At 58.2% G+C, this 12,410-nt stretch carries 9 protein-coding genes; 4 read left to right on the forward strand and 5 right to left on the reverse strand.

Going from position 1 to position 12,410, the window contains the following annotated elements:
• The first annotated feature begins 87 nt into the window (after positions 1-87).
• Together JUI81_RS15230 and JUI81_RS15235 are read left to right on the forward strand one after the other, a co-directional pair.
• Complete coding sequence (locus tag JUI81_RS15230; RefSeq protein WP_018930016.1) at positions 88-573, forward strand: glutathione peroxidase; 486 nt, start codon at positions 88-90, stop codon at positions 571-573.
• Positions 570-1,031 (forward strand): MarR family winged helix-turn-helix transcriptional regulator, encoded by a 462-nt coding sequence (locus JUI81_RS15235; protein WP_019582527.1) that lies wholly within the window; start codon positions 570-572, stop codon positions 1,029-1,031. Before JUI81_RS15230 ends, JUI81_RS15235 begins: the two co-directional genes overlap by 4 nt.
• On the opposite strand, the gene JUI81_RS15240 is transcribed toward JUI81_RS15235, so the two are convergent.
• Positions 1,015-3,336 (reverse strand): response regulator, encoded by a 2,322-nt coding sequence (locus JUI81_RS15240; RefSeq protein WP_204124605.1) that lies wholly within the window; start codon positions 3,334-3,336, stop codon positions 1,015-1,017. The two genes, JUI81_RS15235 and JUI81_RS15240, sit on opposite strands and share 17 nt — an antisense overlap.
• Positions 3,337-3,502: 166 nt before the next feature.
• On the opposite strand from JUI81_RS15240, the gene JUI81_RS15245 reads away from it, so the two are divergent.
• The gene (locus tag JUI81_RS15245) at positions 3,503-4,393 is read left to right on the forward strand and encodes an ATP-binding protein (protein ID WP_018930014.1); all 891 of its coding nucleotides are present in this window, start codon (positions 3,503-3,505) and stop codon (positions 4,391-4,393) included.
• Positions 4,390-4,872: a GAF domain-containing protein gene (locus JUI81_RS15250; RefSeq protein WP_019582524.1), complete on the forward strand. Its 483-nt coding sequence runs from the start codon at positions 4,390-4,392 to the stop codon at positions 4,870-4,872. The genes JUI81_RS15245 and JUI81_RS15250 overlap by 4 nt, the downstream gene beginning before the upstream one ends.
• Here JUI81_RS15250 and JUI81_RS15255 read toward each other — a convergent pair whose 3' ends face one another.
• From JUI81_RS15255 to JUI81_RS15270, 4 genes are all read right to left on the reverse strand, one after another.
• A complete protein-coding gene (locus tag JUI81_RS15255) occupies positions 4,873-7,818 on the reverse strand; it encodes an HD domain-containing phosphohydrolase (protein WP_204124606.1) in 2,946 nt (981 codons plus the stop codon).
• A 32-nt stretch (positions 7,819-7,850) separates the two neighbouring features.
• Complete coding sequence (locus tag JUI81_RS15260; RefSeq protein ID WP_204124607.1) at positions 7,851-11,111, reverse strand: transporter substrate-binding domain-containing protein; 3,261 nt, start codon at positions 11,109-11,111, stop codon at positions 7,851-7,853.
• Between the two features lie 8 nt (positions 11,112-11,119).
• The gene (locus JUI81_RS15265) at positions 11,120-11,746 is read right to left on the reverse strand and encodes a response regulator transcription factor (protein WP_007940027.1); all 627 of its coding nucleotides are present in this window, start codon (positions 11,744-11,746) and stop codon (positions 11,120-11,122) included.
• A gap of 245 nt (positions 11,747-11,991) precedes the next feature.
• The gene (locus JUI81_RS15270) at positions 11,992-12,396 is read right to left on the reverse strand and encodes a response regulator (RefSeq protein WP_028939022.1); all 405 of its coding nucleotides are present in this window, start codon (positions 12,394-12,396) and stop codon (positions 11,992-11,994) included.
• Positions 12,397-12,410 lie beyond the last annotated feature (14 nt).

The raw sequence follows: 12,410 nt of genomic DNA on the forward strand, positions 1-12,410 counted from the left end.
CGCGTGTCGGGTATCTATTGATTTATTAAATTGCACACAATTCAATTGCTCGCTATGTTTGATATTCCTTCATTCGGAGTTCGTGCCATGAGCGACAACCTGCTGAGCATCCCTTGCACCACCATCAAGGGGGAGCAAAAGACCCTGGCCGATTTCGCCGGTAAAGCGGTGCTGGTGGTCAACACTGCCAGCAAATGTGGTTTCACCCCACAGTACAAGGGCCTCGAAGAGCTCTGGCAGAGCTACAAGGATCAAGGTTTGGTGGTGCTCGGGTTTCCCTGCAATCAGTTCGGCCAGCAGGAGCCGGGCAACGAAGGGGCGATTTCCGAGTTCTGCGAGCTGAATTACGGGGTGAGTTTCCCGCTGTTCAAGAAAATCGAAGTCAACGGTGCCGGCGCTCATCCGCTGTTCGTTCAGCTGAAAAAACGCGCGCCAGGTGTGTTGGGTTCCCAGGGCATCAAATGGAACTTCACCAAGTTCCTGATCGGCAAGGACGGTCAGCTGGTCAAGCGCTTTGCTCCGGCCACCAAGCCGCAAGCGCTGCGCCGCGAGATCGAAGCCCTGCTCAAATGAACACGTTGTCAGTCGATTCGCTGAAACTCGACAGTCAGCTCTGCTTCAAGCTGTATGCCGCTTCTCGGGCGGTGATCCGTGCCTACAAGCCGATGCTCGATCAACTGGGCCTGACCTACCCGCAATACCTGGCGATGCTGGTGCTGTGGGAATGGCAGGAAGCGGCGCCGGAGCAGCCGACGGTCAAGGCGCTGGGTGAGCGCCTGGCGCTGGATTCCGGGACCCTGACGCCGCTGCTCAAGCGTCTTGAGCAACTGCAACTGGTGCAGCGTCAGCGTTCGGCGCGCGATGAGCGCGAGGTGCACTTGAGCCTGTCGCCCACCGGCAAGGCCTTGCGCGATCAGGTCGGGCCACTCAAGGCCCGCCTGTTGTGCGATAGCGGTGTCGATCTGGATCGCCTGAATGAGCTGCGCGATGGGCTCGATCACCTGTTGGGGCAAATCAAATCGCTGTCGTAGTGGGTATCCACAAGTCGAGCAGGGCCGCCAGTTCTTCCCGGCGGAAGGGTTTGGCCAGGTAGTCGCTCATGCCTGCCGCACGGCAACGCTCGCGTTCTTCGGACATGGCGTTGGCGGTCAGGGCGACGATGGGCAGTTGTGGCCAGCGCCCGCTGCGACGGATCTGCCGGCTGGCTTCATAACCGTCCATCACCGGCATGTTGCAGTCCATCAGCACCAGGTCGAATTCGCTGTGTTCGAGCTGATCCAGGGCTTCGGCGCCATGGGCCGCGACGCTCACCTCGCAGCCGAGTTTGCCGAGCATGCCCTTGGCCACCAGCTGATTGACCGGGTTGTCCTCCACCAGCAGGATGCGCCCGCGTCGCTGGGGCGAGAGGACTTCGACCCGGGCACCGTTGATCGTGTTGAGTTCCGGCTGCAGGATCCGTCGCAATGTCTGGTAAAGCGCGTTGCGCGCCAACGGTCGCGCCTGTTGCTGTAAAGGTGCCAGGGCGCTGGCTTGCTCGCTGGGCAGGAAACTGCCGTACGCGGTCACCAGCAGAATCGGCGCGGTTAAAGTAGGGCGCAGGCCAAACAGGCATTCGGGGCAGTCGGTGATCAACACATCCGGTTTCAGGCCGATCAATCGGTCATCGATGGAACGTTGTTGATAGCCGAGCCCCCATTCGGGCAATAGATTCTGTAGCAGTTCTGCCAGACCGCTGCTGGCGGCCGTGATCGCGACGATGTTGCCTTGCAGAGTTGCTGGCGGGATGGCGCGAGTGTGGCAGGGCAGCGGCAGGTCGGCGCAGAACTGACTGCCGAAGCCTGCTTCGGAGCTGATCGTCAGACGCCCCTGCATGGCTTCGCAGAGGTTATAAGTCAGCGCCAGGCCCAGCCCGGTACCGCCGAATTGCCGGGTAATACCGGCACCGGCCTGGGTAAAGGGCTGGAAGATTTTGACCTGCGCGTCCTGGGCGATACCAATGCCAGTGTCGCAGACCTCGATTCGCACGCCGTCTTCGAACGTTGAAAGACGCACATCGACCCGCCCGAAGCGGGTGAACTTGAGGGCATTGGACAGCAGGTTGCTGACGATCTGCCGGACCCGGGTCGGATCACCGAGTACCAGCGCGGGAAATTGCGGGTCGATCAGGCACGTCAGCTCGACGCTCGGCGCGGCGTTCTGGGACAGCAGGTTGGCGGTGTCTTCGATCAGCGAGCCAAGGTCGAATGGAATGTGTTCGAGTTCCAGCTGGCCGGCATCGAATTTCGACAGGTCGAGAATATCGTTGAGCAGTTCCACCAGCACTTTGCCCGAGTCATGGGCGATGGACAGCTGTTGCTGCTGCTCGGCATTGAGCGGGCCGTCCAGCGAGAGCGCGATCATCCCCAGCAGACCGTTGAGAGGCGTGCGGATTTCATGGCTCATGTTGGCCAGGAACACCGAGCGTGCCTCGGCCATGTCCAGGGCGGTGCGGCGGGCGACTTCCAGTTCCTCGTTGGACTGGCTGAGCCGGGAGTTGATGGCCTTGAGTTCCGCCGTACGGGCCGAGACGATATTTTCCAGTTGCGAGAGGTAGTCGGTCAGACGGTTTTCGGCATTGCGCCGCTGCTGGATCTCGGTGGCAATGTTATCGAACTGTTGATTGGCGACCTTGACCAAGACGCCGATTTCATCGTTTTCATGCCCCGCCGGGTACTCCAGCCAGGTCGGCTCCGCGCTGCGTGGATCACGACCACTGAGTTCGCGGATGACCCGCACCAGCGGTTTGGTCAGCATCACGTAAAACAGCGCCAACAGAATGCCCGTGAGGATCAGGCTGCGCGCGAAGCCGTTGAGCAGGGTCACTTCGGCCCGGCGCAGGAAACGACTGCCGAAAGTGTAGGTATCGACTTCCAGGCGCAAGGTCCCGAGGGACTCGTCCGGCAAGTGGTCGAGGTAAAGACGGTCTTCAAACTGTCGGTTGGCGCCGAACAGGAAGTCGCTGAGCATCCGGTAATTGTTTTCCAGGCCCGGGCGTTTGACGCTGGCCAGTACGGTATTGTTGTTGTCGGTCAATTTCGCGCCGATGATCGCCGGGGAGCGCAGCAGACCCAGGATCAGTTCCTGGGCGAGTTCGGCATCGATGTTGTAGGCGATGCGAGACGCGGGGTTATGGCTGATTTCCAGCAAAGACAGGATTTCGCGGTTGATGGAGGCGTCTTCGCTGGCATAATCGATGCCTATTTGCACAAGGCTGAGCAGCGTGCCCAGAATGAAGCCGACCAGCACCGTAAGCTTGGCTTGCTTGTACGACAGCCGCTGGCTGAACTTGATATCCATGGGATGTTGAACCACTTCCGTTTCCCTTCGCTGCTCAAGCATAGTCGATCATCAATGGATACCGATGTTCTCGCAAAACACCTGTACGGGGTGTTGGCCGGGCATCGGATGCTGTGTTTCGTCGCTGTACCGCCATCATCACTGTGAACGTGCCCGAGGAGAAGACGTGGATTCCCGATTGAATGCTTTTCTTGAACGCGCCGATGCCGTTCTGGCCCGTATCGAACCGCTGCTGCCGGCGCCTCGGCAAACTGTCGACTGGACACACTGCCTGGCCGCACGCTGGCAACGCGAGGGTCGCAACGGTTTTCTGTTGCCGCTGCAAGTCAGCCTCGACATGCGCCTGTCCGACCTGATCGGCGTTGACCGGCAACTTGAGCAATTGGGCCGCAATACTCAACAGTTCCTCGACGGCATGCCTGCCAATCACGCCTTGCTCTGGGGCTCGCGGGGCACCGGTAAATCGTCGCTGGTGCGCGCCTTGCTGGCCGAACACGCCAAGAACGGCCTGCGGCTGATCGAGATCGAGCGCGATCACCTGGCGGACTTGCCGCGAGTGGTCGAGCAGATTGCCAAGCTGCCTCAACGGTTTGTGCTGTTCTGCGATGACCTGTCGTTCGAGTCGGGCGAGGGCGATTATCGCGTGCTCAAGAGCGTACTCGATGGCTCTCTCGAGCAGGCGCCAGATAACGTTCTGCTGTACGCCACCTCCAACCGTCGCCATCTGGTGCCGGAAAAGGAAAGCGATAACGAAAACTGGAAAAGGGTCGATGGCGAGCTCCATCCCAATGAGGCGGTGGAAGACAAGATCGCACTGTCGGACCGTTTTGGCCTGTGGCTGTCGTTCTATCCGTTTACTCAGGAACATTTCCTCAACGTCGTCGAGCACTGGATCGGCCAATTGGCCGACAAGGCCGGTCTCAAGTGGCAGCGTGACGAAGAGTTGGACATCCTCGCGGTGCGCTGGGCCACGGGCCGGGGTAATCGCAACGGACGTTGCGCGTATCAATTTGCCCGCTATTGGGTCGGGCTGAAGCTGTTGGAGCAAAAGGCATGATCGATTTACAAAAGAGCGGCCAGGGCCTTGAGGGCTACGGCATGCTATGGGCACAGCTGGAATCGTTGCTGGCGGACGAGCGTGATTTTATCGCCAACGCCGCGCAATTTTCCGCGTTTCTGTTCAACCAGCTCGATGACCTGAACTGGGCCGGTTTCTACCTTAATCGCAACGATGAACTGGTGCTTGGCCCGTTTCAGGGGCAGATCGCCTGTGTACGGATTCCATTCGGTCGCGGCGTCTGCGGGGCTGCCGCTGCCACCTTGCAGACCCAGCGGGTCGAAGACGTACATGAATTCCCCGGCCACATCGCCTGTGACAGCGCATCGAACAGTGAACTCGTCGTGCCATTGGTCAAGGACGGTCGACTGATCGGCGTGCTGGACCTCGACAGCCCGAAGCTGGCGCGTTTTACCGCTGACGATCAGGCCGGAATCGAGCAACTGGCGGCGATTTTCCTGCGTCTGACCGACTGCTGATCAGGCCTTCAAGCCGGCCTTGATCAGCAGGCTTGTCGGGTCGACGGCATCGATCTGTTGTGGCTCCAGGAATTGGCTGGCGTACTGCAAGTAGATTTCGTCGTTGATGAACAGCCCGAACAATTCAGCGTCAATGTGGGCGTCACGGCACATGGTGGCCATGATGCCCAGCGCTTCGCTCAAGGACTTGGCTTTCTTGTAGGGGCGATCGGCGGCGGTCAGCGCTTCGAAAATATCGGCAATCGCCATCATCCGCGCCGGCAGGCTCATGTCTTCGCGCTTCAAGCGTTTGGGATAACCGGTGCCGTCCATTTTTTCGTGGTGGCCGCCGGCGATTTCCGCGACGTTATTGAGGTGGCCGGGGAAGGGCAGGTGACTGAGCATCAGGATCGTCTGCACCATGTGGTGATTGATGATGTAACGCTCCTCGCGGGTCAGGGTGCCTCGGACGATGCTCAGGTTGTAAAGTTCGCCCCGGTTGTACTTGTAGTGCGGCACGTCGAGCTTGAATCCCCAGGGATTGTCGTCCGGGATCAGTTCGCTGTCGGCGCGCTCGAGCAGATGCTCGGGTTTATCCGCCAACAGTGTCTCGCTGACCGGCAGGGTCGGCGTCGGGGTCCGGGCCTGGCGCCGGTTCTCTTCCCACGAGACGCCAAGCCGATCATCCAGGGTTCGGGTCCAGGTACGTTGGGCGATGGTGTTCAGCCGCTGCAGATCGGCCTCGACCATGACCTCGCTGCCCAGGTTGCAGCGCGCCACGAACGCGAAATCATCATCCAGCGCCGCCAGGCTCGCATTGCGCAATTGCGCCAGAGGCGACTCGTCACCCCCCAGAGCGATGGCCTGCCAATAATTGATCCAGGCATCACGCTTGAGGACTTCGAAACGGGTGCGGATTTCGTGGATGCGGTCGTACAGGGTCTCAAGTTTCGTGGCTTTGTCGACCACGTATTCAGGGGTGGTGACCTTGCCGCAATCATGCAGCCAGGCGGCGATGTGCAACGCCTCCCATTCATCTTCGCTGGGCTGATAGCTACGGAAGGCCGGGTCCTGACTGGCCGCGGCCGCCTGTGCCAGCATCAGCGTCAGTACCGGTACTCGCTGGCAGTGCCCGCCGGTGTAGGGACTCTTGGCATCGATTGCGCCGGCCAGCAGCTGAATGAATGAGTCCAGCAGCTGTTTTTGCCTGGCTTGCAGGCGCTGACTTTCGATACTCACGGCGGCCGCGCCAGACACCGCCTGGAGAAACGCGATGCGATCCGGGCGCAGCTTTTCCAGGTCGTCTTGTGTGCCGCTGTCGGCCAGCAGCAGGACCAGCAGGCCCACGGTTTCGTTATGACGATTGTGTAGCCGAATACCGACCAGATGAACCCGCGGGCATTCCATCGCGAGCAAGACTTTCTGCAGATCCCCCGCCTGTTCGAAGCCCAGAGAGGTGACGACATTGTCGGCGGTCGACAGTGTTTGCATCCACTGAGGGCTCTGAGAATCCTGGGGTACGTGTCCTTGAATGTCGAATGACGGCAAGGCCTGTGAACTGCCGTTGATGACCAGCGCATGAGGTTCCACGCGAGTTTCATCACCTTCGCGCAGGTAGATCAGACCGGCCTGGGCCTGTCCGATCTGCACGGTTTCAAACAACACCCGTTGCAGCAAGGGGGCGAAACGGGTTTCGGCGCTCAGGCTGTCGGTGATCCGGAAAAAACTCGCCAGGGTGTCTTTCATGCGCGCCATCGACACGCTCAGTTGGTCGACTTCCAGCACCGGCGAGCGACGGCTGGCCGGAAAATTGAAATCGAAACTACGAATCGCATCGGCTTCCCGCACCAGGGCGCGCAGGGGGGTGACCAGGACCCTCGAGGTCAGCCAACCCATGGGCAGGCACAACAGCAGCGTTGCCAGGGTAATCAGCGCACCTTGCCAGCGCATGCGGTAGGCATCGACGAGCAATTCGTCTTCCGGCACCAGCAGCGCCAGTTGCAGCCCCTGTGGGCCACCCTCCTGCATGCTGCTGCGCGCCGCGATCCATTGACGACCTGCGGCGTTCAGGCGATTGATCTCAGGGGGACTGGTGAGCAGGGCCGCGAGACTGGGGCTCAGGTCGGCGGCTTTGATCAGCCGGGCCGTCTGGTCGTCGATGATCAGTTTGCTGCTGTCAGGGTAGGCGACGGCATTACCCTCGGCATCGAGCAGCACAATTTCGGTGCCGGGCGTCACCACATGTTTGGCCAGGGTTGCCGACAGTTCCGCCAGCGTAAGGTCGGCGCCCATCACCGCTTGCTCACCACTGCGCCGCGCCAGGGTTGTACCGACATTGCGGGTGGAGAAAAACAGGTAGGGCTCGGTGGTGATCTGATCACGGTCGCTGCGGGCGCTGGAGAACCAGGCGCGGGTGCGCGGATCGTAGATTTCGTCGGGGTTGTCCAGACGGCTGACGAGGGCCAGGTTCTGATCGAAAAACAAGGATTGGGAGCGGACCTGACTGCCGCCAGGATGCTCGATGCTCCATACCTGATACGCCGCGGTGTCCGGTGCCTTGAGCTGCGTTTTCAGGGCGACGCTGCGCAGGGGGCGGACCATGAAGAAGTCACCATTGCTGTAGCCCAGGTACAGCGAGGCCAGATCGGGGTTGTCCGTGAGTGATTGACTGAAGGGCTTGAGCAACGCCAGGCGTTGCTCAAGGTCGGGCGCCTGGGTTGCCGGATTGTCCGCCAGCAGGCTCAGCAGATGACGAATCGGCTCATAGGTGCGATGCAGGTCCAGACGGACATCCTGCTCGATGCGATTGAAGAGCTTTTCACTGCTGGAAAGAATGATCCGGGTGGTTTGCCGATAGTTGAAAATGCCCAGCACCACCCCGGTCAGCAACAACAGGAACGTGAACATCACGCTGATATGGATGTGCAGGGGAAGTCGGCGCTGGTCCGGGTGCAGTGGTCTGGGCATTGCAGCTTTCTCCATGACGATGAACACACTGCTCAGCCTTCCAGCATAGTTAACGCTCCGTCATTCTGCTGTTTGTCGTGGCGCGCGAGCTGTTGTTGCAATGCGTGATCGAGTTCGAGCATGGCGCGCTCCATGGACTTGCTGCAATTGGCCACTTGATCGTGGTGTAGCCTATTATGGCAGGCCTTTTCGAGCGCCTCGCAACTGTCGATCAGTCGGGAGGCCTGGACGATTCGCGCCGCTCCCTTGATTTTGTGGGCAATGTCGAGGAGTGACTGCCGGTCGTTTGACCGGGACAACGTCAGCAGCGTTTGCCGATCCAGGTAGTTGCTATTCAGCAGCTCGGTCAACAATCGCCGGTTCAGTGCCGGGTTGCCACCGGTTAACAGATGCAGCCCCTCCAGACTGAACGCCGGGTCGCGGACCGTCGGTGCAATGCCTTCGATCCATTGGCTCAAGGCTGTCAGGCTGAGAGGTTTGAACAGGCAATCGTCCATCCCGGCTTGTTTGCAGCGTTGTCTTTCCTCCGGTTGCGCATTAGCGGTGAAACCCAGAACGGTACAGGCAGGGCGCTGCATTAGCTGTTCATGTTGGCGAATGGCACGAGCCATCTCATATCCATTCATGATCGGCATATTGCAATCGGCAATCACCAGGTCGAATGGCTGATCTTTCCACGCCTCCAATCCCTCCTCGCCATCTGTTGCGACCTTGAACCGATGCCCCAGAAACTCCAGTTGCTGGCACATGAGCAAGCGATTGGCCGGGTGATCGTCGACCACCAGAACGTTCAAGGGGGCAGCGCTCTGGTGAATCTGTGGCTCGGCAATTTCCGGCATCTGTACAGGCGGCAGGGTTGCCAGATTCAGCGAAACCCGAACCTGAGTGCCGACCCCTGGCTGGCTGCTCAATTGCAGGTTGCCGCCCATCATTTCGCACAGATTGCGGCTGATCACCAGGCCCAGCCCCGCACCGCCCCTGGCTAACTGGTCGGAGTTATTGGCCTGGACGAAAGGCTCGAACAGTCGCTGCTGATCCTGCTCGCTGATCCCGGCGCCACTGTCCTCAACCAGCAACTGCAGCTGCATGCGGTCGGGCTCGTCGGTCGGTTGCAACTCGAGGCTGATCCTGACCTGACCCTGTTGCGTAAACTTGATTGCATTGCTGACCAGGTTGGACAGCACCTGTTTGAAACGCATCGGGTCCAACAGGACATCGGTCGCAGGTTTTGCAGGGTTGAATGCCAGGTGCAGTCCAAGATTCTTTTGCCGGGCCAGCCCGTCGAAGATCCTCACCACCGAGGCCACGGCTTCAGCCAGATTGACGCGTTCCGGGCTCAGGCTCAGACGTCCGGATTCGATGCGCGCAATGTCGAGAATGTCCCCGATCAGTTCCAACAGGTCTTTTGCCGAGTGATACGCGACGTCGATGGCCGGTCGATCCGGATGGCCAGGGTCAATACGTTTGAGTGTTAGCTCCAGCATGCCGATGATCGCGTTCATCGGCGTGCGGATCTCATGGCTCATGGTTGCCAGAAAGGTGCTTTTAGCCCGGTTGGCTTCATCGGCACGTTCTTTCGCCGCCTGCCGCTGTTTTATCTGGCGTCTCATATAGGCGTTCCAGGCAACGGAGATCAGCAGCAGTACGCCAGCACCGGTAACGATCTGATAGAACACTCTGTGATAGTTGCGCCAGGTACTTTGCGAGGCCGCCGAATAGCCACGCCAGCGGTTATTGATGATACCCAGCTCTTCCGGTGCGATGCTCAACAGCGCCTTGTCGAGGATGGCATTCAGTTCTTTGGCGTCGCGCCCGGTCGCCAGGGAAAATGCCGCCTGTTGGGTGCCGATGGTGGTGGTGATCTGAAGTGTCCGCTCGAAGATCCGCGATGAGATGAAGTAATTGGCGATCACCAATGAGTTCACCGCACCTTCTGCCTTGCCCTCGGCGAGCAACTCCACGGCGCTGAAGGTGTCTGGTGTTTCAACCAGGTTGATCCGCGGAAACTCGCTGCGCAGGTAATCCACTAGTGGATTGCCCTGGGCAATGGCCAGGCGTTTGTCCTGCAGCTGGTTGAGGTTAGTCGGGCTGTCGGCCGCTTTGCGTGTCAGCAGGACAAAGGAGTTTTCCAGATAAGGGCGGCTGAAGTTCAATATCGTTTCACGCTGTGCGCTGGGGAGCAGGGCGGCGATCAGGTCGGCCTGCTGGTTGGCGATCTGCTCGACCATCTCGTCATCGCTTCGGCTGCGCTGGATCTCGAAGCGCAAACCGGTACGCAATCTGATCAGTTCGAGCAGGTCAGCCGTGACACCCCGAAAGTTGCCGTCGCTGTCAAAAAACGTCAGCGGCGCAAATGCTTCATTAACCACCACCCGCACAACCGGATGTTGCGCCAGCCAGCGCTCTTCGTGGTGGGTGAGTTGCAGTTTTTGATCGGTGAGAAGAATGTCGCTGCCGGCACTCCAGCGTTTGGCGATGTTTTCCCGTTCGCTGGTGGGGATGGCCTTGAGTACCGAGTTGATGATCCCGAGCAGGTCCGGGTTGTCCTTCTGTACGGCAAAGCTGAAACCATGGGCTTCGTGTTTACCGAAGTTGGCCATGCGGATGTTGTTCAGATACCCCTTGTTGATCATGTAATGAGTTGAAATGGTGTCACCGAGAAAAACGTCGGCCTGGTCGAAGGCAACCGCATTGATTGCATTCTGGTAGGACGGGTAGGAGGTGATGATTGCCTTGGGGTATAGCACCCTGACTTCATCCAGAGGCAGATAGTGATAGACCATGCTAAGTCGCAGGCCGGCGAGTCCATCTGACAGTGATCGGGTTTCTCCTTCCCGTGTGACCAGCACGGGTTGATCCACTGCGTAAGGGATGGACAGCGCAATGTCGGCATTGTCGGCCTCGAACCCGTTGGCGGTGCCAAGCATGTCGACCTGACCCTTTTCCAGTGCCTCGATCGCAGCCCCTCGGGACGCGAAGCGCTGAACCTTGACGGGCAACCCCGTAACCTTGCCGAGGATGCCGGCGTAGTCGGCGGTGAGACCTTCGTAGTCGTGGCCGCTGAGGGTCAGGTCGAAAGGTGGATAATCCGGGCCTGACGTGCCCAGGATCAATTCACGTTTGTCTTTGACCCATTGTCGTTGTGAGGTACCCAGTTGGACTTCCATGTGCCCGGTCGTTGAGCGACTGAGCAGGGTGTAGTTTTCGCTGGCCGTCTGCGCCGCGAGCACCGGGGTACTCAGGCATAAAGCCGCGACCATGAGTCTTAGATAATCCTTCAAACGACTGGGCATCCTGTTCCTCACACTAGCGCGTTACGTTTTGCCATATCGATGAGTTCAACCAGAGATTTGGCTTTGAGTTTCTGCATAAGTCGTTTTTTATAGGTGCTGACAGTTTTGTTGCTGAGGAACATGCCCTTGGCAATTTCCTTGTTGGTGCGACCTTGGGCGAAAAGTTGTAATACCATCAACTCTCGATCATTTACGGATTTGAATAAGTCCAGGTCTGCCCACTGTGCGTCGTCACAACGAACTGGGTTCAAGGCCTCGCTGGGGAAGTAGTTGTAACCTGATAATACTGCTTTGATCGCGCTCACCAGTTCACTGAGCTCTTCCTGTTTGCATACATACCCTGATGCACCTGACTGCATGCAGCGAATACCAAAAAGTTTTGGGCATTGTGCAGTTAGCACCAGTGTTTTTAATGGCGTGCTCATTGCGTTGAAACGTGAGAGCACTTCCAGCCCATCCAGTTTGGGAATACTGATGTCGAGGATGATCAGGTCGGGCATGCATTCGCGCACCATTTGCATGGCATCGACGCCATTGTCAGTTTCACCGACGACTTTGTAACCTTCATGTTCCAGCAGCATTCGAACGGCAAGGCGGATGACAGGGTGATCGTCGACAATAAAAACGGAGTTCATAATCAAATCCCATACGTGCACAAATAAAGCGCGCACCTTAGCTCAGTAGTTGAGGGGACGCATGAACTGACAAGCCGATAGCATCAATATAGGAAAAGTCCTACAATTGAAAAAGAAATGGACTACGTACCAACTAGGTTGTGAATGAGGAAGGGGTAAAGTTTTGATGGTGTAGTCAAGAGGGTGAAAACGTTCGGTTATAAGTTTTAATCTGTGTTTTTGGTGTGGTTTTAGTGTGTGGTGTTTTATTGTGAGGCTAAGGTCAACAAGTTTCTAAAGTCTGATTGTTTCAATGGTTTGATCAAATAACCCAGCAAGGGAAGTCCGTGTTCGTAGGCTACTGTTTTAAGTTTTTCCAGTTCGGCGGATGTCAGGCTGCTCAGCAGTATTGCCTGTCTGATCATTCCCCGGTGACTGGCGAACTCGATCAAATCAAGACCGGGAAGGTCGGGCAGGCATTGGTCGCACAGAAGAATATCGAACGGTTGCGCAGCTTTGAGCATTTGTTGCAAGGCGCCTTCGGCACTGTCAGTGGTGGTCAGCTGGGTGAAGCCGTAACTCTCGAGCAGGTATTGAGTCGCTCTCAGCTGAAACGGATGATCTTCCACCAGCAATATGTGCCAATCGTGTTTGAACGTAGGAGTTTTCATGCGTCATCTGTCGA

Source organism: Pseudomonas sp. 008 (assembly GCF_016861935.1).
Classification (GTDB): domain Bacteria; phylum Pseudomonadota; class Gammaproteobacteria; order Pseudomonadales; family Pseudomonadaceae; genus Aquipseudomonas.

Coding starts and splice junctions, on each gene's coding strand:
- JUI81_RS15230 (WP_018930016.1), top strand. CDS start 88: ATGAGCGACAACCTGCTGAGCATCCCTTGCACCACCATCAAGGGGGAG.
- JUI81_RS15235 (WP_019582527.1), top strand. CDS start 570: ATGAACACGTTGTCAGTCGATTCGCTGAAACTCGACAGTCAGCTCTGC.
- JUI81_RS15240 (WP_204124605.1), bottom strand. CDS start 3,336: ATGGATATCAAGTTCAGCCAGCGGCTGTCGTACAAGCAAGCCAAGCTT.
- JUI81_RS15250 (WP_019582524.1), top strand. CDS start 4,390: ATGATCGATTTACAAAAGAGCGGCCAGGGCCTTGAGGGCTACGGCATG.
- JUI81_RS15255 (WP_204124606.1), bottom strand. CDS start 7,818: ATGCCCAGACCACTGCACCCGGACCAGCGCCGACTTCCCCTGCACATC.
- JUI81_RS15260 (WP_204124607.1), bottom strand. CDS start 11,111: ATGCCCAGTCGTTTGAAGGATTATCTAAGACTCATGGTCGCGGCTTTA.
- JUI81_RS15265 (WP_007940027.1), bottom strand. CDS start 11,746: ATGAACTCCGTTTTTATTGTCGACGATCACCCTGTCATCCGCCTTGCC.
- JUI81_RS15270 (WP_028939022.1), bottom strand. CDS start 12,396: ATGAAAACTCCTACGTTCAAACACGATTGGCACATATTGCTGGTGGAA.